The organism is Actinomadura keratinilytica, assembly GCF_039539665.1.
Taxonomy (GTDB): Bacteria; Actinomycetota; Actinomycetes; order Streptosporangiales; family Streptosporangiaceae; genus Spirillospora; species Spirillospora keratinilytica.
On record NZ_BAABDO010000006.1, the window covers coordinates 61,354 to 81,145 of the forward strand.

General features: G+C 74.6%; 18 protein-coding genes. 12 read left to right on the forward strand and 6 right to left on the reverse strand.

The window, feature by feature from the left end; translation table 11 throughout:
• Positions 1–20: 20 nt before the first annotated feature.
• Positions 21–887, reverse strand: coding sequence for a MerR family transcriptional regulator (locus ABD879_RS03610; protein WP_345017384.1), 867 nt, complete (start codon positions 885–887; stop codon positions 21–23).
• Positions 888–993: 106 nt separating this feature from the next.
• On the opposite strand from ABD879_RS03610, the gene ABD879_RS03615 reads away from it, so the two are divergent.
• The 4 genes from ABD879_RS03615 to ABD879_RS03630 all read left to right on the forward strand — a co-directional run bounded on the left by ABD879_RS03615 (position 994) and on the right by ABD879_RS03630 (position 8,348).
• Positions 994–1,752: a hypothetical protein gene (locus ABD879_RS03615; protein ID WP_345017386.1), complete on the forward strand. Its 759-nt coding sequence runs from the start codon at positions 994–996 to the stop codon at positions 1,750–1,752.
• A 144-nt stretch (positions 1,753–1,896) separates the two neighbouring features.
• Positions 1,897–2,718 (forward strand): SAM-dependent methyltransferase, encoded by an 822-nt coding sequence (locus ABD879_RS03620; protein WP_345017388.1) that lies wholly within the window; start codon positions 1,897–1,899, stop codon positions 2,716–2,718.
• A gap of 281 nt (positions 2,719–2,999) precedes the next feature.
• Entirely contained in the window at positions 3,000–5,240 is a 2,241-nt protein-coding gene (locus ABD879_RS03625; RefSeq protein ID WP_345017389.1) for a coiled-coil domain-containing protein, read from the forward strand.
• Positions 5,241–5,282: 42 nt separating this feature from the next.
• Positions 5,283–8,348, forward strand: a complete 3,066-nt coding sequence (locus ABD879_RS03630; protein ID WP_345017391.1) for a helicase HerA-like domain-containing protein — start codon at positions 5,283–5,285, stop codon at positions 8,346–8,348.
• 54 nt (positions 8,349–8,402) lie between these two features.
• Here ABD879_RS03630 and ABD879_RS03635 read toward each other — a convergent pair whose 3' ends face one another.
• Positions 8,403–9,311 carry a hypothetical protein gene (locus ABD879_RS03635; protein ID WP_345017393.1) on the reverse strand — a complete coding sequence of 303 codons (909 nt, stop codon included), beginning with the start codon at positions 9,309–9,311 and terminating at the stop codon, positions 8,403–8,405.
• Between the two features lie 124 nt (positions 9,312–9,435).
• A complete protein-coding gene (locus tag ABD879_RS03640; protein ID WP_345017395.1) occupies positions 9,436–11,067 on the reverse strand; it encodes a flagellar basal body-associated FliL family protein in 1,632 nt (543 codons plus the stop codon).
• A gap of 348 nt (positions 11,068–11,415) precedes the next feature.
• Here ABD879_RS03640 and ABD879_RS03645 point away from each other — a divergent pair, with 348 nt between their 5' ends.
• Positions 11,416–12,654, forward strand: a complete 1,239-nt coding sequence (locus tag ABD879_RS03645) for a MurT ligase domain-containing protein (RefSeq protein WP_345017397.1) — start codon at positions 11,416–11,418, stop codon at positions 12,652–12,654.
• Complete coding sequence (locus ABD879_RS03650) at positions 12,644–13,357, forward strand: type 1 glutamine amidotransferase (RefSeq protein WP_285496570.1); 714 nt, start codon at positions 12,644–12,646, stop codon at positions 13,355–13,357. Before ABD879_RS03645 ends, ABD879_RS03650 begins: the two co-directional genes overlap by 11 nt.
• A gap of 121 nt (positions 13,358–13,478) precedes the next feature.
• Here ABD879_RS03650 and ABD879_RS03655 read toward each other — a convergent pair whose 3' ends face one another.
• A complete protein-coding gene (locus ABD879_RS03655; protein WP_345017400.1) occupies positions 13,479–13,841 on the reverse strand; it encodes a DsrE family protein in 363 nt (120 codons plus the stop codon).
• Between the two features lie 252 nt (positions 13,842–14,093).
• Here ABD879_RS03655 and ABD879_RS03660 point away from each other — a divergent pair, with 252 nt between their 5' ends.
• The 4 genes from ABD879_RS03660 (at position 14,094) to ABD879_RS03675 (ending at position 17,047) form a co-directional block, all read left to right on the forward strand.
• Positions 14,094–14,594, forward strand: coding sequence for a heme-binding beta-barrel domain-containing protein (locus tag ABD879_RS03660; RefSeq protein ID WP_345017402.1), 501 nt, complete (start codon positions 14,094–14,096; stop codon positions 14,592–14,594).
• Between the two features lie 427 nt (positions 14,595–15,021).
• A complete protein-coding gene (locus ABD879_RS03665) occupies positions 15,022–15,435 on the forward strand; it encodes a Fur family transcriptional regulator (RefSeq protein WP_345017404.1) in 414 nt (137 codons plus the stop codon).
• A gap of 51 nt (positions 15,436–15,486) precedes the next feature.
• On the forward strand, positions 15,487–16,479 hold the full coding sequence (gene ygfZ / locus ABD879_RS03670; protein ID WP_345017406.1) for a CAF17-like 4Fe-4S cluster assembly/insertion protein YgfZ: 993 nt from the start codon (positions 15,487–15,489) through the stop codon (positions 16,477–16,479).
• Between the two features lie 67 nt (positions 16,480–16,546).
• Entirely contained in the window at positions 16,547–17,047 is a 501-nt protein-coding gene (locus ABD879_RS03675; RefSeq protein WP_345017407.1) for a hypothetical protein, read from the forward strand.
• 15 nt (positions 17,048–17,062) lie between these two features.
• Here ABD879_RS03675 and dtd read toward each other — a convergent pair whose 3' ends face one another.
• Positions 17,063–17,488 (reverse strand): D-aminoacyl-tRNA deacylase, encoded by a 426-nt coding sequence (gene dtd / locus ABD879_RS03680; protein ID WP_345017408.1) that lies wholly within the window; start codon positions 17,486–17,488, stop codon positions 17,063–17,065.
• A 19-nt stretch (positions 17,489–17,507) separates the two neighbouring features.
• On the opposite strand from dtd, the gene ABD879_RS03685 reads away from it, so the two are divergent.
• Both ABD879_RS03685 and ABD879_RS03690 read left to right on the forward strand, forming a co-directional pair.
• Positions 17,508–18,335, forward strand: coding sequence for a beta-keto acid cleavage family enzyme (locus ABD879_RS03685; RefSeq protein ID WP_345017410.1), 828 nt, complete (start codon positions 17,508–17,510; stop codon positions 18,333–18,335).
• A 61-nt stretch (positions 18,336–18,396) separates the two neighbouring features.
• Positions 18,397–19,380: an asparaginase gene (locus ABD879_RS03690; protein WP_345017411.1), complete on the forward strand. Its 984-nt coding sequence runs from the start codon at positions 18,397–18,399 to the stop codon at positions 19,378–19,380.
• Positions 19,381–19,392: 12 nt separating this feature from the next.
• Here ABD879_RS03690 and ABD879_RS03695 read toward each other — a convergent pair whose 3' ends face one another.
• On the reverse strand, positions 19,393–19,788 hold the full coding sequence (locus ABD879_RS03695; RefSeq protein WP_345017412.1) for a hypothetical protein: 396 nt from the start codon (positions 19,786–19,788) through the stop codon (positions 19,393–19,395).
• Positions 19,789–19,792 lie beyond the last annotated feature (4 nt).

Here is a 19,792-nt window from a genome sequence, read left to right on the forward strand (position 1 = left end):
CCGGTCGCCCGGTCGCGCGGTCAGCCCGCGTCGTCCAGCCGGATCATCAGCCGGGTCTCCAGCCGGTCCGGCGGCGTGCGCGCGGGGTCGGAGATGTAGACCTCCCGGAGCGGCCCGGTGGGCAGGTGCCCGCGGTCGCCCACCCAGGCCAGCAGCGCGTACGCGGTGAGCCCGATCTGCTCGTACGGCCCGACGTGCGTCGTCGCCGCGAACAGCCCGCCGGGCAGGACGTCGGGAATTGTGCCCGGCACGTCCGCGGACGTCTCCACCCCGACGGCGATGGGGATCTCCTGGGCGAGGTCGAGAGGGAACAGGCCGATCAGGGTTCCCAGCGGCCCGCCGTCCGGGCCCGCCGGGCCGCCGTCGCCGTGGTCCGCCGAGTCGTCGCCGCCGTGGTCCGGCGGGCGGGGGCGCGGCGCCGCGTCCCCGCCGAGGACCGCGCCGATCAGCCGGGCCACGCACGCCGACGTGACCTCCCCGATCCGGTCCTCCGGGGCGACGTCGCGGACGAGCGCCACCCGCCGGGCCGGTTCGCGCACGAGCCGCACCTCCGGCGCGGGCAGGCCCGCGGCCAGGATGCGCTCCAGCGCGGCGAGGTTGCGGCGGCGGCGCGCCAGGTCGGCCTCCATCCGGTCGCGGACGTCGCCCAGCACGCCGGTCGCCCCCGCCAGCACCTGCCCGATCGCCGCAAGCGGCACGTCGAGGGAGCGCAGCAGGCCGATGACGAGCGCGTCGCGGGCCTGCCCGGGCCGGTAGTAGCGGTAGCCGGTGTCCGGATCGACCCGGGCCGGAACCAGCAGGCCCAGGTCGTCGTAGTGCCGCAGCTGCTTGACGCTGAGCCGGCACAGCCGGGCGAACCGCCCGATCGGCAGGAGTCCCTCTGTCACATCACCAGCATGGACGCTCCCACTGCGGGAGAGTCAAGATCGCAAAAAGGGCGTGCGCGGGATGCCGCAGAACGCACCGATCCGTATTGGATGGGACAATGCGGACGTGTCCCAGGTCTCTGTCTCCGGCGTTCTGCGCGGCGTCGTCGGAACCGTCGTCACCCTCCTGGCCGGCGTCGCCATCGCGGCCACCGGCATCGCCTTCGTCGCGGCCAATTTCCCCGGCGGCGTCCGCGACCTGCGCGCCTACCAGGCCGCGCCGCGCTGCCCGGCCGCCCCGTCCGGGCCCGCCGAATGCCGCTGGACGGAGGAGTTCACCGTGTCCGGCGTCCACCTGACCTACAAGAGGGGCGACTCCAACCGCGTGGTGCTGACCGGCGCGGACGGCGAGAAATGGGCGACGCGCTACCCCACCCGAGGGCCCGTCGTGGACGGCCTGGACGAGGGCGACCACGTCACCGGCACCGTCTGGCGCGGCCGGCTGACCGAGATCGCGGCCGACGGCGAGTCCCAGCGGACCTTCGACGCCCCGGCCGACCTGCGCGCCCGGTCCCTCGTGCTCGGGCTGATCACCGTCCCCGGCGGTCTGCTCATGGCGGCCGCGTGCGTGTGGCGGCTGGCCCGCCGCGCCTCCGCCCCGACGCCGGGCATGGTCGCCGCCCTGGGCCTGTCCATCGCGCTGATCTTCGCCGGGCTCGTCGCCCCGGTCCTGACCGCGGGCAGCGGCAAGGAGAGCTTCTGGCCGGTGGCGGCCGTCTGGCTCCCCATCGCCGCCGTCATGACCGCCGTGGCCCGCGGCTACGTCCTACGGAAGCGGACCGGCCGAGCCGACGCCGAACCCGACGCCGCGGCGCCCGTTTCGTAACCGTCCACCCGGGGCCCGACAACCTGCGTATTCCCGGCGACCGATCCGAAGCTGAAAAGAAGCTTAATCTCCGGACGTTCCGGTCCGTCCGCACCTAAGATCACAAGTCGGCGGAGGGGCATTCGCGGGAGAGAGGGCGACGCGATGGCGGACGTGTCCGAGCAGGCGGACGAGTGGGCCTCCAAGGGCATCGACATCACCAAGCCGAGTATCGCGCGGGCGTACGACGTCGTCCTCCACGGCAAGGACAATTTCGAGGCCGACCGCGCGTTCGTCGCCGAGATCACCAAGGTCGTCCCGGAGATCTACGACGTCGCACGGTACAACCGCGAGATCCTCGGGCGCGGCGTGCGGTTCCTCGCCGAACAGGGCGTCCGGCAGTTCCTCGACCTGGGCTCCGGCCTGCCCACCGTGGAGAACACCCACCAGGTCGCCCAGCGCGTGGCCGCCGACGCCAACGTCGTGTACGTCGACAACGACCCCATCGTGCTGGCCCACGGCCGCGCGCTGCTGGCCGAGAACGACCGCACCACCGTCGTCACCGCCGACCTGCGCGACCCGGCCGCCGTGCTGGGCGACCCGGAGGTCGCCCGGCTCATCGACCTCGGCAAGCCCACGGCGATCATGCTGGTGGGCATCCTGCACCACCTGCACGACGACGAGGACCCGCAGGGCATCGTCGAGGCGTACATGGACGCGGTGCCGTCCGGCAGCTACCTGTTCATCACCCACTTCTGCGCCTCCAGCCAGGCCGCGCGCGACGCGGAGAAGCAGTACCTGGCGCTGCTGGGCACCGGCCGGTTCCGCACCCCCGAGGAGATCACCGCCTACTTCGACGGGCACGAGCTGCTGGAGCCCGGCGTGGTGCCCCTGCCGCTGTGGCGCCCGGACGGCCCGGTGCCGCCCGAGGACGAGCTGTCGGTCGGCCAGCGCCTCATGTACGGCGGCATCGCCCGCAAGCCGTAGCCCCCGCGGCGCGGCGGGTGCTGCGGGCGGCGCCCGTACCGGCTCGGCCGAGCCCGTGCGGGGTTGACGGCGAAATTTTTGTGGCCGGATCCGGCCAGCAGGGTGGCGCCGGGGCGCCCGATGTTTACCGCAGGTGAACCTGCTGACCGAATTCGCCGTGAATACCGCTCATCAGGCGTTCTTCAGGGGAACGTGGCGCGGGACCCGGCGAACGTCTTTAATCTGGGCGGAAGAGGACGCCATGTCCTCAGGCATCCCGCAACTCCCAGGGGTCTCACGACGTGACCGACAGCGCCCGCGGGCCCGCGACGACACGGCTGATCCAGGCCGACCGCGTCTACGTCGGCTGGCGCTACGCGCAGGTCCACCCGGACCCCGGGCCGCCGCCGGAGCCGCCCGAGCCCGCGCGGCCCGAACCGCCGCCCGCCGTTCCGGTGCCGCGGCCCGTCGAGCACATGGCCGGGCGTCCGCTGCGCATGGCCGCGGGCGCCACCGGCGTCGGCGTCGCGCTCTTCGTCGGCTGCGGGCTGGCCGGGGTGCTGCCCTGGGCGTTCGCCGGTGTGGCGCTGCTGGCCTGCGCGATCATCCTCGGCATCACCGGGTCCGCGCTGTGGCGGGAGGAGCGGGCCATCCGGGCCCGCCTGGCCGCCGAACGCGACCGGCTGGAACGCCTGCGCGCCGAACGCCGCCGCCGCGAGGAGGCCGCCGCCCGGGAGCACGAGGCCGCCTACCGCGACTGGGAGCGGCGCCGCCGCGCCTACGACAGCCAGCGCGAGTGGTACCCGGTGGCCGTCCCGCCCGGCGTCGACCGCGTCGACATCGTCGGCGGCACGCTGGCGGGCTGGTCCGCCGCCGTCACCACGATGGGCGCGTCCCGGCTGGCGGTCGGCGCCCGCGTCACCGTCATCGACCTGTCCGAGGGCGCGGTCGCCCACGACCTGCTGCGACTGGCCGCCGACCGCGGCGACGACCCGCTGGTGTGGGTGCTGCCGGGCGACCTGCCCCGGCTCGACGCCACCCGCGGGCTCGGCCGCGAGGCGCTCGCCGACGTGCTGTCGCTGGTGGTCGGCGCCGGCGACGAGCACGGCGGCACCCGCGACCTGTCGTTCGACAACTCCATCCTGGAGCGCGTCATCGACGTGCTGCGGCCCGCCGACCCCAGGAGCACCGCCGAGCCCACCATCCCGCAGATCACCGCCGCGCTGCGGGTGCTGGCCCAGGTCGGCGACCCGCGCGACGACCTGCGCCGCGGCCTGCTCACCGACGACCAGCTGGAACGCCTGGCCACGATGTTCGGCCGGGACGCCACCGACCGGATCGTGGTGCGCCGCGCCTGGGCGCTGGAGGCGCAGCTGCGCAAGCTGGAGAAGCTGGCCGCCGAGCCGGTGCGGCTGCCGCCGTCGCGCCTGCACGTGCTGTCCATGGACCGCCGCGCCGGGGTGCTCACCAACCGGATCCTCGGCACGTACGTCACCACCGCGCTCACCCACCGCATCCGGCAGTCGCCGCCCGGCGGGCGCTGGGACCACACCCTGTTCCTGTGCGGGGCCGAGAAGCTGCGCGGCGACGTGCTCGACCGGCTGATCGACGCCTGCGAGGCCGCCGGCACCGGGCTGGTGCTGATGTACCGGTCGATCCCGCCGCACGTGCGCGACCGGCTCGGCCGCCGCGGGCACGCCGCCGTCGGGTTCATGCGCGTGGGCAACCCCGAGGACGCCCGCGTCGCCGCCGACCACATCGGCGCGGGGCAGCGGCTGCTCGTCGCCGAGATGACCGACACCGCGGGCGAGGCGCTGCCGGACGACGTCGCCGCCGAGGGCTACGCCAGCACGGTCGCCTACGCCCGCGTCCGCGGCGACGGGCTGACCGACCCGGTGTGGTCGCCGCTGCCCGGCCCGGCCGACGACGCGGCGCTCGCCCGGGTCATCGGCTCGGCCACCACCTGGGGCCGCACCGTCGGCGCGGGCGGCGCGGGCAAGCAGCGCTCCCGCGAACTGCTCGTCGAACCGCACCAGCTGCAGGAGCTCCCGCCCACCGCGATGGTCTTCACCCACGCGGGCGGCAGCGGCCGCCGCATCCTGCTGGTGGACGCCAACCCGGGCATCATCACCCTGCCCACCACGCACTCGATGCAATTCGAGGAGTATCTGCGCGAACAGGAGAAGCAGGACGGCAAGGCCGAGCTGGAACGCGACAGCGATGACGCCCCGCCGCCGGACGGCCCGTCCGGCACGCGTGCCTCCGCATCGTCCAACGGCTCGCACCGCAGGTCGCCCGCCGCACCGCAGCCGGCCCCTCACGACGCGGCGACCGGCAACGGCGCCGCGAACCGCAGCCCGAACAGCGGCCCGAACAGCGGCCCGAACCGCAGTGCGAGCCGCAGCGCGAGCAGCGGCATGAACGGCGACGTGAACGGCACGGCGCGGCGCGGCAGGCACGGCGGCGCCCGCCGGGGGACGCGGATCGTCCCGTCGCTGCGGTCCAGCGGCAGGCACGCCGCCGACCCTCCGGCCGGACACTAGGAGCTCTGGCGCGAGCGGCCGGGGGCCGGTAAGGATGCTGGGGTGACGTCAGCCCCGGATGCGCAGTCCCCAGGTGCCGAACTCCAGGAGGGCGGATCCGTACTGGCGGGGCCGTGGTACCGGATCCAGGCGATTCCGGCGCCGCGGCGCACCGCCTCCGCCGAATGGGACTTCGTCAGCGTGCTGCCCGCCGCGCTGTCGGCGGCGCGGCGGCGCCGCCCGTTCGTGGTGGGTTGGCTGTCGCCCGGCGGCGGCGCGCCGCTGCAGCTGATCACCAACGCCGGGCCGGTCGGCGGGCCGCCCGCGCGGGACGGCGAGACCCGCGGGCTGCTGTTCCCCAGCGGCGCGCGCGGCGTGGCGATCGGGGACGGGTGGCTGCGCCAGGCCGAGCGGATGACCTGGACCCGCTGCCCCGGGCGGCTGGCCCCGCAGGCGGCCCGCCCGGACGAGGGGTTCGGGCTGTTCGAGTCGACGCTGGTCACCCTCATGGAGCGGCCGTTCGGCTGGTTCGTGGTCGCCGACCCGTGCGACGAACGGCAGGTCGACGTCGAGATGCGCGAGCTGCACCACGAACTGCGCATGCTGCGGCGCGGCGAGGACGAGCAGGCCCGGCTCGCCGTCGCCCGCGCCGACCAGCGGCTGGCCGAGCTGGACGCGTTCCGCGAGGCCGGGCTGTGGCGGGTGCGCGTGCTGGCGGGCGCGGCCAACCCCGCCGAGCTGGGCCAGATCGCGCCCGTGCTGGTCGGGTCGATGGAGCTCGGGCACCACCCGTACCGGCTGCGGTCGGGGCAGGTCACCGGCTCGTTCGGCGAGATGCTGGACGCCGGCCCCTACCGGGGCGCCGACGCGTACCGGGCCGACGGCTACCGGGCCGCCGAACCGGCCCGCTACCGCGCGGAGGCCGCCGCGTACCGGGGGCAGGCCCGCCGCCCCGACGCCGGGCTCGTGGACGGCGAGCAGCGGTTCCCGTTCGTCGCCACGGCCGGGGCGCTGGCCGCGCTCGCCGGGCTGCCGCGCCGCGAGGTGCCCGGCCTGCGGGTGCTGGACGCCGGCTACTTCGACGTCACCTCCGAGACCGACGAGCCGCCGTCCACCGCCGCGCACGAACCGCGCATCGAGCTCGGCGCGATCCTGGACGGGCAGGACCGGCAGGTCGGCCGGTTCACCGTGCCCCGCTCCACGATCAACCGGCACGTGTTCGTCACCGGCGCCACCGGGGCGGGCAAGTCGCAGACCGTCCGGCACCTGCTGGAGCAGCTCACCCGCGCGGGCATCCCGTGGCTGGCGATCGAACCGGCCAAGTCCGAGTACGCGGCGATGGCGGGGCGCATCCGCGACCTCGGCGGCGGCGTCACGGTGGTGAACCCGTCCGACCCGGGGGCGGTGCCGCTGTCGGTCAACCCGCTGGCGCCCGAGCCCGGCTACCCGGTGCAGGCCCACATCGACATGGTGCGCGCGCTGTTCCAGGCCGCCTTCGACGCCGAGGAGCCGTTCCCGCAGATCATGGCGCAGGCGCTGCAGCGGGTGTACGAGGCCAACGGCTGGGACGTGGTGACCGGCGGCGGCGTGCCCGGCTCGCTCATCGAACCCGCCGTCCCCACGCTGGAGCAGCTGCAGAACGCCGCGCTGCAGGTCATCGGCGAGGTCGGCTACGGGCGGGAGCTGATGGCCGACGTGCAGGGGTTCGTGGACGTGCGGCTGCGCAGCCTGCGCATCGGGTCGGCCGGGCGGTTCTTCGAGGGCGGGCACCCCGCCGACGTCGGCGGCATGCTGCGCGAGAACATCGTGCTGGCCATCGAGGACGTCGCCAACGACGAGGACAAGGCGTTCCTCATGGGCACGCTGATCATCCGCATCGTGGAGCACCTGCGGATGCGGGCCCGCGCCGGCGGCACCGCGCCGGGGCTGCGGCACGTCATCGTGATCGAGGAGGCGCACCGGCTGCTGCGCAACCGCGGCCCCGAACGCACCAGCTCGCACGCCGTGGAGCTGTTCGCCGGGATGCTGGCGGAGATCCGCGCGTACGGCGAGGGCATCATCGTCGCCGAGCAGATCCCCACCAAGCTGGTGCCGGACGTCATCAAGAACACCGCGCTGAAGGTCGTGCACCGGCTTCCGGCGTTCGACGACCGGCACCAGGTGGGCGCGGCGATGAACCTGGACGACGACCAGTCCCGCGAGGTGGTGTCGCTGCGGCCCGGCGTGGCGGCGGTGTTCGCCGACGGCATGGACCGGCCGCTGCGGGTGCGGGTGCCGCTGGGCGAGGGCCGCGAGGAGGTGCTGCCCGGACCGCCGCCCCCGATCGACGGGCGCCGCTCGGCCGCCTGCGGCTGCGAATGCCGGCTGGGCCGCGCCTGCACGCTGATCGAGCTGCGCGAGGCCGACCTGCTGGCCGCCGGCCCGGACGGGGCGTGGCTGCGGCTGTGGGCGGACGTGCTGGTGCTCGCGCACGTGGTCAACCGGCCGCTGCCGGCCGTCCCGCCGGACCTGTCCCGCACCTGGTCGCGGCTGGCGCCGCGGTTGCGCGAGTGCGCGCTGGCGACCGTCGTGGAACGCGCGGTGACGCGCCGCGCCTGGGCGCTGCGCACCGCCTACCCGCCCGCCGAGCTGACCGCCAAGGCCGCCGAGGTCGCGCAGCGGCTGCTGGACGGCGCGCACGAGCTCGCCGGCACGGTGCCGGGGCCCGCGTGGGTGATCCCCCAGGTGCGGTGGCTGCACGAGATGGACAAGCTGTTCCCCTACGGCGCCGTCGCCCCCGACAAGCACGCGCCCGCCCCGCCCTTGGACTACCAGCTCCCCGGGTTGAAGCAGCCGCCCGAGCCCAAGCTCGGCCACCGGCTGCGGGCGCTGCGCCGCCACCCGCTGTCGATGGAGCTGGAACGCAACCGCCCCATCGCGCTCACCGCGCTGGGCGGCGAGGACGACCACGAGGCGTTCGGCCGCGACCTGGCCGCCGTGGCGATCGGCGTGCCCGAGGAGGAGCAGCTCGACCTGGTCGCCGAGACGATGCGCGTCGCCTCGTGGCTGGAGTCGGTGCTGACCTGGCCGGACCGGTTCATCGACGCGTTCGACAAGAACCCGCCGGGCCCGCCGTTCCCGGACGCCTGACCGGCGCCCGGCCAGGGGCGGGGCGCGGGTCCGCTGTGCGGGGCAGGGCGCGGGTCAGATCGTGTCGGCCGAGCGCGGCGACAGGCCCTGCTGCTCGGCGATCGGCTGCCAGTAGCGCATGAACTCGGCCTTGGCCGCGCTGGCCCGCCCGTTGACGTCGGCGACCGCGCTGTCGGACGGGCAGCCGGGCGCCGCGTCCAGGTAGCGCTGGTTGGACTCCACCGACGCCTGGAGCGCCCGGACGAGCGCGTCCTTCATCTCCGCGCCCCGGTCGAGGTCGTCGACGTCCAGCGCGCGGGCCCTGCTCAGCTGCTCCTGCCGCTGTCGGCGGATGCGGTCCAGCGCCGCCGGGCGGCAGCCGTCGGCGATGACGCTGCCCAGCTCGGACCGGGTGGTCGCCATCTCCGACAGCAGCCCGTCGATCTCGGTGGCCTCCCGGGCGGCGTCGCCGTTCCCCGACGGCGACTCCTCGGGCGAGGGGTCCTGCGCGGCGGCCGACCCGTTCCGCTGCGGGCTGATGACGGTGCTCGTCGAGGGGGCGGCGGTGCCTCCGCTGCCGCCGCGCGGCCACAGGACGATGGCGACCGCCACCGCGACCAGCACCACCCAGCCCGCCAGGAACAGCAGGTACGGCGTCGCACGGCGGCGCTTGCGGGGCGGGGGCGGCTGCCAGACCTGCGGCTCGTCCCACGGCTCCGGCGACAACGAGATGGCCGTCTCCCCCGGTGAGGACGGCGGCGCCGTCCACGGCGGAGGGTCCTGCGGAGGGACGGGCGGCGGCGCGTACGGGTCCCGCACGTGCGAATCGGGGACGGTGACGTCGTCGCCGAAGACTCGCGTGGCGCTGTCGTCGCCGAACACGCGGGTGGCGGTCGAGTCGTCGTCCCGGGGCCGCGGGCCGTCGCCGACCAGGGTGGGTTCGTCACCGCCGAGCGGAGCGTCGCAGCGTGTGCAACGTGGCAACGCAGGCGTGGTGTCGCTACCGCATGCCGGACAGCGCATCACAGTCCTTCGCCGTGTTGGAAGACCCGTCCCAACATAGTGCGGCAATGCCGGGTGGGCCGCAATTCATCCCGCGATCGGGCGGTCACAGATTGGCGGCGATCCGGTGCGGCAGACCGGCCTGCCGGGCGATCGGGTTCCAGATCGCGACGAGCCTGCGCTTGGCGATGATCGCCTTGCGTTCGGCGGCCATGCGCCCCGACGCGCGGTTCACCGCCGGACGGGGCTTGCCGCGGCAGTTGCGCTGCGCGCGCTGCCCCCACGTGATGAGCGCCTGGTCGGCCTCCAGCGACGCCTGGAACGCCTGCCGCATGCTGGCGCGCAGGCGTTCGCCGTTGGGCACCTTGTCGAGCTTCAGGGCCTGCGTGCGGCGCAGCTGGTTCGTCCGCCGGGTCTTGACGGTCTGGAACCCGGCCATGGCCTGGGGCAGGGTCTTGCAGGAGCCCGCGGCGCCGACCGCGCGCTTGAGCTGGTTGTGGGTGTCGCGGCTGGCCAGCAGGATGGCGTTCACTTCCCTGGCCTGGCTCTGCATCGTGGCCGCGGCCGGCGTCGTCGGCTGCTGCGCCGCCGTCTTGGCGGGGGACGGCGAGGCCGAGTTGGCCACGGGCTGCTGCGACTTGGTGTCGTCCTTGCTGAACATGACCAGACTCACCGACACCAGCGCCGCCACGACGAGCCCGGAGACGGTGATGAGCAGCGGCTTGCTCACCCCCTTCTTGGCCTTGGCGTTCGGGTCCGCCGGGTAGGGCGGAAAGCCCGGGGGAGCGGTGTCGGCCCCCTGGATGGGGTGGGTGAACTGCCCGGCGGCCGGGTTGTGGAAGGGCCCGCCGTAGTTCGGGCCGCCGACCGCGGCGCCCGGGGGGATCCCCGGCGCCTGGTTCGCGTACATGCCCTGGTCCATGAGGGTGGGCGGCGCCGGCGGCTGCGGGGCGTTGACGTCGAGGACGGCGGTCGCCCCGTGCGGCGCGTTGTCGGCCGGGGGCGCGGCGGCCATGCCCCAGGCCGGGGGCGGCTGCTGCGCCGGCTGCGCCTGGGCGGCCTGCCCCTGCTCGTCCGGCTTCTCCTTCGGAGCCTTGGGCTGGGCGAACCACGACTCCGGGATGATCGGCTCGGGGGCCGTCGGGTCGTGCGGGCCCGCCGCGTCCTGCGCGTCGCCGCCCTCCTTGGGCGCCGCGGGCGCCGAAGGAGGCGCGGCCGGAGCGTCGGCAGCGGAAGGCGCGGGCGCCGAAGGGGCGGACTCGATCGACGCGGCCTCGGCGGGCGCGGGTGCGGACGCGGGCTCGGCCGGTGCGGGCGCGGGCGCAGGCGGCGCGGGCGGAGTGAAGCCGTTCGACGGAGTGTGCGCGTCGGCAGGGGCGACGGCGGGCACGACGACGGTGGGCGCGCCCCCGGCGGGAGTCTTCGGCGGCGGCGCGGCCTCCGCCACGTCGGCGGCGTCGAACGCCCACGCCGATGTCGTCTCCGGGTCCGCGCCGACGGGCGCGGACGGCCCCGTCGAAGCCGACGGGGACACCGGCGGGCCGTCGGACGAAGCAGCCGACGGGGCGGCCGGTGCGGCGGACGGCGCCGGGATGACGGCCGTCTCCCCGGTGGCGGCGGGCCCGCCGACCACGGGAGCGCCCAGCGGCCCGTTCGCCGGGGCGCCCAGTGGCGCGTGGCAGTTCGGACACGTGCCCGGCGTGCCGGGCGTGTTCGTACCGCACGTCGGACACTGCATGGCTCAGACCTCGCCTTGTTGCCGCTTTCCCCGCGAAACAGTAGGGCCCCGGACAAATTACTAGGTGAGGGCGCTCTGCTGCGCCCGGATGGCAAGGACGGCCGGTTCCGCCGCGCCGTCGCCGGGGCTCGCACCGAACCACGACATGCGGTGAGAGTCAAGATGGACGGGCCTGGTTCGCCCGCTTCCGTGTGACACTCGTCGCACTGCGGAAGGCGACCCGGACCGGCCGCCGCGGTGACGCGCCCGACCTTGATCGTCCGGTCCGGCGACGGGACACCCGCACGTGCGGCTAGGCTCGGAGCGGTTTCCAGGCGCCCGGATGCACAACCAGAGAAGACGGAGCCCATGAGCGATCTACCGCTGCGTTCGCAGCTGGCCGTCGCGCTCGGTCGTACGGCCGCGAGGATGTCCCGGCTGGCGGGCCGGGGTGACGGATCGGTGATCGGGGGACGGGTCGGACTGGCCCTCGACCCCGAGCTGCTCACCAGGCTCGCCCGGGACCGCAAGCTCGTCCTCGTCAGCGCCACCAACGGCAAGACCACGACCACCCGGCTGATCACCTCGGCGATGACCCCGCTGGGGGAGGTCGCCACCAACGCCTTCGGCGCCAACATGCCGACCGGGCACGTGTCCGCGCTGGCCTCCGCTCCGGATGCCCGTTACGGCGTGCTGGAGTGCGACGAGAAGTACGTGCCGATGGTGCTCAAGGAGACCGGCGCCAACGTCGTCGCGCTGATGAACCTGAGCCGCGACCAGATGGACCGCGCCGCCGAGATCTGGCTGCTGGCGGGCAAGTGGCGCCGGGCCCTGGAGGGCTCGCCGCAGAGCCACGTCGTCGCCAACTGCGACGACCCCCTGGTGACCTGGGGCGCGTCCACCGCCAAGAGCGTCACGTGGGTGGCCGCCGGGCAGCACTGGCTCGAGGACTCCTGGTGCTGCCCCGAGTGCGGCGGCCCGCTGGACCGCGAGGGCCAGGACTGGCGCTGCCGCCAGTGCTCCTTCGCCCGCCCGCGCCCCGACTGGGTGCTGCAGGGCGACGTGGTGACCGCCCCGGACGGCCGCGCCTTCTCCCTGACCGGGCTGTCGCTGCCCGGCCGCGCCAACCGGTCCAACGCCGCGATCGCGCTGGCCGTCGTCGCCCAGTTCGGCGTCCCGCCCGAGCAGGCGCTGCCGCTGCTGGCGCAGGTCAAGTCGGTCGCCGGCCGCTACACCACGGTCGAGCACCAGGGCCGGCAGATCCGGCTGCTGCTGTCGAAGAACCCGGCGGGCTGGCTGGAGGCGTTCGACGTGCTGCAGCCCGCGCCCGGCCCGGTCGCGCTGTCCATCAACGCGCAGGGGCCGGACGGCCGCGACACCTCCTGGCTGTGGGACGTCGACTACCGCATCCTGCGCGGCCGCCCCGTGTGGGTGACCGGCGAGCGCCGCATCGACCTGGCCGTCCGCCTGGAGGCCGCCGACGTGACGTTCACCGTGGTGGACGACATCGAGCAGGCGGTCATGGCGGTGCCGCCCGGGCACCTGGACGTGATCGCCAACTACACCGCCTTCCAGAACATCCGAGCGAGGTACGGCCGTGTCGTCTGACCGCCTGAAGATCGTCTGGATCTATCCCGACCTGCTGAGCACCTACGGCGACCAGGGCAACACCATCATCCTGGAGCGCCGCACCGCGCTGCGCGGCATCCCCTACGAGACCGTGCAGGTGCGCTCGGACGAGCCGGTGCCCGTCGACGGCCACATCTACCTGCTCGGCGGCGGCGAGGACCGGCCGCAGATCCTGGCCGCGCAGCGGCTGCGCAACGACGGCGGCCTGTACCGGGCGGCCGAGCGCGGCGCCGTGATCTTCGCCGTGTGCGCCGGCTACCAGCTGCTCGGCACCCAGTTCGGCGGCGAGGAGGGGCAGCCCGTCCAGGGGCTCGGCCTGCTGGACATCAGCAGCGGACGCGGCGAGCAGCGCGCCGTCGGCGAGATCGTCGGCGATGTCGCGCCCGAGCTGAACGTGCCGCGCATCACCGGGTTCGAGAACCACCAGGGCGTCACCCGGCTGGGCCCGAACGCCCGGCCGCTGGCGCGCGTCGTGCACGGCGTGGGCAACGGCGACGGGTACGAGGGCGCCTACGCCGGGCGCATCATCGGCACCTACATGCACGGCCCGGCGCTGGTCCGCAACCCCGGCCTGGCCGACCTGCTGCTGCGCTGGGCGATCGGCCGGGACCTGCCGCCCATCGACGACTCCTGGGCCGGCCGCCTGCGCGAGGAGCGCCTGAACGCCGTCCTGTCGTCCTGACCGTCCCGCCGCCGCGGGCGGCCCGGCCGCCGGGCGGGCCCGCCGCCACCGCGGCCGCCGGGTCGCCCGCGGCGCGGTCGGCCCCGCCTGCCGGCGGCCCGTCCCCGGCGGTCGGTGGCGGTCAGTAGACGAGCGCCTGCACGCCCTCCGCGGTGATCTCCTCCACGAACGTGGGGGCGCCCGCGATGCGCACCCCGGGGATCACGTCGTCGGGGCCGATGTCGCGGCGCGCCGCGCACTGCGTGCACAACGTCACCCGGCCGCCCGCCAGCACCGCGTCCAGCAGGTCCTCCAGCGGGGTCGCGTGCGGCAGGCGGAACTCCTTGGCGCGGCCGGGCAGCGCGAACCAGGAGGACTCGCCGGTCAGCCACAGCGACACCGGCACGCCGCTGACCACCGCGGCCGCCGCGACGTTGAACGCCTGGTTGCAGCGTTCGGGCGCGTCGGCGCCCGCCGTGGCCTTGATCACAAGAGATCTCGCCATGCCCGCAGCCTAGCCGGGGCCAGGACGCGCGTCGGGGCGCGGTCGGGCCCCGCCGCGGCGTAGGGTTCGGTGCCGTGGGCGGCATGGTGAACACGGTGGTCCTGGTCGTGGTGCTCGGCCTGGTGGCGGTGGCCGCGATGCTGGTGGTGGTGCGGCTGTCGCGGCTGCGCTGACACCGGCGGCGGCCGACGGCGGGGGCGGCGGGATCGGCGATGTCCCGAGCCCTCCGGCGCGCCGCTACGCTCGGTGGCCATGGAGCCTGAGCTGCACCCCGACCTCAAGCCGCTGGAGTTCCTGCTGGGCACGTGGGAGGGCGCCGGAGTCGGCGACTATCCCACGATCGAGGCGTTCAACTTCGGGCAGGAGGTCTCGTTCACCCACAACGGGAAGCCGTTCCTGATCTACACCAGCCGCAGCTGGCTGATCGAGGAGGACGGCTCCCTCGGCCGGCCGCTCGGCACCGAGACCGGGTACTGGCGGCCGCAGCCCGACAACCAGGTCGAGGTGACCCTGGCCCATCCCACCGGCATCGTCGAGATCTACGTCGGGACCGTGGCCTTCAACCGGGTGGAGATGCAGACCGACGTGGTGGCGCGGACCAGGTCGGCCAAGGAGGTCACCGCCGGGCGGCGGCTGTACGGGCTGATGCCGGAGAAGGACGGCAAGCGCGACCTCGGCTGGGTGTACGAGATGGCGGCCATGGGGCAGCCCCTGCAGGCCCATCTGTCGGCCCAGCTCAAGAAGGTCGGCTGACGGCACCGGGCGCGTGCGGGGCGCCGTGCGCATGAGAAGGCCCCCGGACCTTCCGCCTGACGCGGGTGATGGGAGGACTTACCCATCGGTCCGGGGGCCCGGTGTCTGCCTGGTATTCACCGGTCGACGCCGCGACCGGCCTACGTCTCCCTGGGGACGGCTAGCTCGTCCGCGGAATCGGTAGTGCCAAGGCGTGACGGCGACCTAGTGGACAGCCACCTCGCAAGTCCTACAGTCACTCATGCCTAGGACCACCTCCTTTCCTGCGTGAGACGCAGGCTATGCGAGGCCGACGCGGGGGGCAAGACATTTTTCCGGTGGGCGGACACCCCCCGACATCCGGCCCTGCGCAATGCCACCCGGAAGGCCCGCTGCACAGGGCCGAAAGGCCCTCACGGTGACATCCGGCACAACATAGAATTCGCACATGGCGGACACGTGGCAGGAGGAGCTGCGGGCGAAGGGCTACCGGGTCACTCCCCAGCGCCAGCTGGTTCTGGAGGCGGTGACGAACCTGGAGCACGGGACCCCGGAGCAGATCTGCGCCGAGGTCCAGCGCACCGCCCGCGGCGTCAACATCTCCACCGTGTACCGGACGCTGGAACTGCTGGAGGAGCTCGGGCTGGTCAAGCACGCCCACCTGGGGCACGGCCCGCCCAACTACCACCTGGCGGCCGAGGCCGATCACATCCACCTGGTCTGCCGCGACTGCGGCACCGTCAACGACGTCGACCCCGAGGCCGCCGCCGGGCTGGCGGAGCTGCTGGAGAAGCAGTTCGGGTTCCAGACCGACGTCCACCACCTCACCGTCTACGGGCGCTGCGGCTCCTGCCGCCGATAGCGTCCCCGGCGGGGCTCATGGGAGCGGGCGGCGGGAAATAGTCTGGGACGCATGGAGAGCCCGCTGTTGAAGCTGCCGGGGGCCGTCGCCGCGGACGCGCCCGACCAGGAGATCGCCGCCCACTACGGTGAACCGGCGCAGGAGCAACGCGCGCTGGAGGCGGGCAAGGCGTTCGTCGACCGCGGCAACCGCGGGGTCGTGCGCGTCTCCGGGCCGGACCGGCTGAGCTGGCTGCACAGCCTGACCAGCCAGCACCTGCAGAACCTCAAGCCGTACGAGCCGACCGAGGCGCTGCTGCTGAGCCCGCACGGCCACATCGAGCACCACATGCACCTGGTGGACGACGGCGAGGCGGTCTGGATGCACGTCGAGCCGGGCACCGCCGGGGCGCTGGTGGAGTTCCTCGACAGGATGCGGTTCATGCTGCGCGTCGAGGTGGCCGACGTCAGCGACGCGTACGCGGTGGTGACCACCGGGCGGGACCCCGAACCGGGCGTCCTGGCCCTGCCCGACGTGGTCGGCACCGCGCAGATCATCAAGCGGGAGGAGCTGTCCGGGCTGCCCGAGACCGCGCGGCCCGCCGGCATCTGGGCGTACGAGGCGCTGCGGATCGCCGCGCACCGCCCGCGCCCGGGCCTGGACACCGACCACCGCGCCATCCCGCACGAGATGGGCCTGATCGAGTCCGCCGTCCACCTGTCCAAGGGCTGCTACCGGGGCCAGGAGACCGTGGCCCGCGTCCACAACCTGGGCCGCCCGCCGCGCCGCCTCGTCTTCCTGCACCTGGACGGCAGCGTCGACCGGCTGCCCGCCCACGGCGACCCGGTGGAGGTGCCGGGCGGCCGGACGGTGGGGTTCGTGGGGTCGGCGGCGCGGCACCACGAGCTGGGGCCGATCGCGCTGGCGCTGGTCAAGCGGAACGTCCCGGTGGACGCCGAGCTGCTCGCCGGGGGCGTGGCCGCCGCCCAGGAGGTCATCGTGTCGCCGGACACCGGCGCCAACGCCAAGATTAATTTCCCCCGACAAGCCGCTCGCCGGGCGTAAAGTTCCTACCATCCGGGCAGACTCGTCTGTCGTAGACGGAGAACCGTCAGGGGGTGAGTCCGGTCCGATGGTCGCGCAGGGGAAGCAGGGGCCGCCGCTCGTCCGCAAGGGCGCGACCGGACGGCGCCGTCGGCGGCGCCGCGAGTCGGCCCTGGTCTGGTGGGGCGCGTTCGCCGTCCTCCTGGCGGCCGCGGGCTGGTGGCGGTCCTGGCGGCTGGCGCTGCTGACCCTGCTGCTGTGGTGCCTGTACGAGCTGGTGCTCGTGCCCACGATCTGCCGGGTCGCCACGCGCCGCGGCTACACCTGCCGCGAGCCCGCGCGCGGCCGCCTGTTCGCCTGCTCGCCCGGCCACCAGCAGGTCAAGACGGACGCGCTGTGGCGCCTGGTGGGGCTGCGCAACCCGCTGCGCCGCCGGCCCGAGGCCGACCCGAACCGCGCGACCGGCACGCTGGTGGTCTCGCCCGCGGTGCGCGGCCGGCTCGCCCAGGCCGACCGCACCCTGATCCTGCTGGCCGCCCTGGGCACCCTCGTCACGATCGCCGGGGTGGTCTACGGCTTCGACCTGTGAGCCCCCGGGCGCGGGTCAGGTCTCGACGATCAGGGTGACCGGGCCGTCGTTGACCAGGGACACCTTCATGTCGGCGCCGAACACGCCCGTCTCGACCTTGGCGCCCAGCGCGCGCAGCTCGGTCACGACCTCGTCCACCAGCGGCTCGGCGACCGGGCCGGGCGCGGCGGCGATCCAGCTGGGGCGCCGCCCCTTGCGGGTGTCCCCGTAGAGCGTGAACTGGCTGATCACCAGCAGCGGGGCGCCCAGGTCCGAGCACGACCTCTCCTCGGGCAGGACGCGCAGCCCCCACAGCTTGGCGGCCAGCTTGCGGGCCCGCTCCGGCGTGTCGTCGTGCGTCACCCCCACCAGCGCCAGCAGCCCCGGCCCGTCGATCGCGCCCACCACGCGGTCGTCAACGGTCACCGAGGCGCGGCTCACCCTCTGGACTACAGCCCTCATGGGCATGCATTCTGCCTGCATGGGAGCAAAGACGCTCATCACGGTGGCGCCCACCGGGGCCGAGTCGGCCAAGGCGGACGTCCCGGCGCTGCCGGTCACCCTGGACGAGCTGGTCCAGACGGCCAAGGAGTGCCAGGCCGCGGGCGCGGCGGTGATCCACGTGCACATCCGGGACGACGACGCCCGGCCCACCCTCGACCTGCCCCGGCTGCGCGACACGGTGCAGGCGCTGCGCGAGGCCACGGACCTGGTCGTCCAGCTGTCCACGGGCGGCGCGGTCACCGACCCTTACGAGGACCGGCTGCGCGTCCTGGAGGCCGGGCCGGACGGGTGCTCGCTGACCTGCGGCACGGTCAACTTCGGCGACGAGGTGTTCATGAACCCGTGGCCGTTCATGACCGAGCTGTACCGGCGCACCCAGGAGCTGCGGATCGTCCCCGAGTTCGAGCTGTTCGACCTCGGGCACATCGCCGCGCTGCACCGGCTGCTCGACAAGCACGGCGCGCCTTACGGCGGCCGGGTCCACTGCGATCTGGTGATGGGCGTGCCGGGCGGCATGCCCGGCGACGCGCGGACGCTGGTCGCGGCGGTGGAGGCGCTGCCGGAGGGGGCGACCTGGTCGGCCACCGGCGTGGGCCGCACCACGCTCCCCGTCATGTACGCGGCGCTGTCGGCGGGCGGTCACCTGCGCGTCGGCATGGAGGACACGCTCACCTTCGCCAAGGGGCGGCCGGTGGCGTCCAACGTCCAGCTCGTGGAGCGCGCGGCCACCCTCGCCGACCTGGCGCAGCGGCCCGCCATGTCCGCCGCCGAGGCGCGCGCCTTCCTGGGTGTCGAACCGCGCTGACCAGCGCCCTCAGTCCCTATCCTGTGGGGGGTCAACCGCAGGTCGCGGCGTTGGGAGCGTGGTGGACGCCCATCCGGTGCTGGTCGAGGTGGAACGTTCCGGTTTCGTGGAGTCGCGGCATCGCGGGTCCGCGGTGGGGCTGGCCGCCGACGGTTCGGTCGCGGTGTGCGCCGGCGACCCCGACGCGCCGATCTTCCCCCGGTCGGCGAACAAGCCCATGCAGGCGGTGGCCATGCTGCGCGCCGGACTGGACCTGGACGGCGAGCTGCTGGCGCTGGCCGCGGGCAGCCACTCGGGCGAGGACTTCCACGTCGAAGGCGCCCGCGCCATCCTCGCCGCGGCCGGGCTGGACGAGGGCGCGCTGCGCTGCCCGCCCGCCTGGCCGATGGAGCAGCAGCTCGTCGCGGCGATGGCGCGGTCCGGCGGCGACCGGTCGCGGCTGCGGATGAACTGCTCGGGCAAGCACGCGGCCATGCTGGCGGCGTGCGCGGCGGCGGGCTGGCCCACCGCGTCCTACCTGGACCCCGACCACCCGCTGCAGAAGCTCGTGCGCGCCACGGTCGAGGAGCTGGCGGGCGAGCGGGTCGCCGCGGTCGGTGTCGACGGATGCGGCGCCCCGCTGTTCGCGGTGTCCGCGACCGGGGTGGCGCGGGCGTTCCGCGCGCTGGTGCTGGCCGCGCCGGGCACCGCCGAACGCCGCGTCGCCGACGCGATGCGGGCGCACCCGCGGTGGACGTCGGGCACGCGCCGCGACGAGCGCCGCCTCATGGACGCGGTGCCGGGGCTGCTGGTCAAGTGCGGCGCCGAGGGCGTGGACGCGTTCGCCGCCGCGGACGGACGCGCTGGCGCCGTCAAGATCGACGACGGGGCGACGCGGGCCCGCACGCCCGTCACGGTCGCGCTGCTGCGGGCGCTCGGCGTCGACGCGTCGGCGGGCGTGGACGCCGCCGCCCTGGACGAGCTGGAGGCCGCGCCGCTGACCGGCGGCGAGCGGGTCGTGGGCACGATCCGGCCCGCCGCCGGCCTGTTCACGGCGGCGCGCTGACCCGGCGCCCGCTCAGGCGGGCGGCGCCCCGGGGCCGTGCCGGGCGGGAGTCTTGGCCTCCCCGGCCTTGGGCACGCCGGCCGCGGGCTTCTCGGCCTTCGGCGCCTCCCCCTCGATGGTCACCGGCGTGGGCTGCCGGTTCGGCCGCTCCGGCGCCGGATACAGGTCCTTGGGGAACTGCATGTTCGGCGTACTGTGCGAGTACATCCCCGGCCAATAGTGATAGGCGCCGCCCTCGACCGGCCCCCAGTGCGGGGACTGGTCGCACCGGCGATCCGGGTGGATCCTCTTCGACGAGGCGAGGATCGTCATCGTCATCCACACGAGAATGCCGATCACCAGGATCGGCGGGCCGATCCACAGCGCGATCTCCGGGCCGATGTGGACGGCTCCGGGCAGTACCACCACGTCT

Bases quoted from the DNA above. Each gene is read 5' to 3' on its own strand.
- ygfZ (WP_345017406.1), top strand. From the start codon at position 15,487: ATGGAGAGCCCGCTGTTGAAGCTGCCGGGGGCCGTCGCCGCGGACGCG.
- ABD879_RS03675 (WP_345017407.1), top strand. From the start codon at position 16,547: ATGGTCGCGCAGGGGAAGCAGGGGCCGCCGCTCGTCCGCAAGGGCGCG.
- ABD879_RS03660 (WP_345017402.1), top strand. From the start codon at position 14,094: ATGGAGCCTGAGCTGCACCCCGACCTCAAGCCGCTGGAGTTCCTGCTG.
- ABD879_RS03685 (WP_345017410.1), top strand. From the start codon at position 17,508: ATGGGAGCAAAGACGCTCATCACGGTGGCGCCCACCGGGGCCGAGTCG.
- dtd (WP_345017408.1), bottom strand. From the start codon at position 17,488: ATGAGGGCTGTAGTCCAGAGGGTGAGCCGCGCCTCGGTGACCGTTGAC.
- ABD879_RS03655 (WP_345017400.1), bottom strand. From the start codon at position 13,841: ATGGCGAGATCTCTTGTGATCAAGGCCACGGCGGGCGCCGACGCGCCC.
- ABD879_RS03640 (WP_345017395.1), bottom strand. From the start codon at position 11,067: ATGCAGTGTCCGACGTGCGGTACGAACACGCCCGGCACGCCGGGCACG.
- ABD879_RS03620 (WP_345017388.1), top strand. From the start codon at position 1,897: ATGGCGGACGTGTCCGAGCAGGCGGACGAGTGGGCCTCCAAGGGCATC.
- ABD879_RS03665 (WP_345017404.1), top strand. From the start codon at position 15,022: ATGGCGGACACGTGGCAGGAGGAGCTGCGGGCGAAGGGCTACCGGGTC.
- ABD879_RS03645 (WP_345017397.1), top strand. From the start codon at position 11,416: ATGAGCGATCTACCGCTGCGTTCGCAGCTGGCCGTCGCGCTCGGTCGT.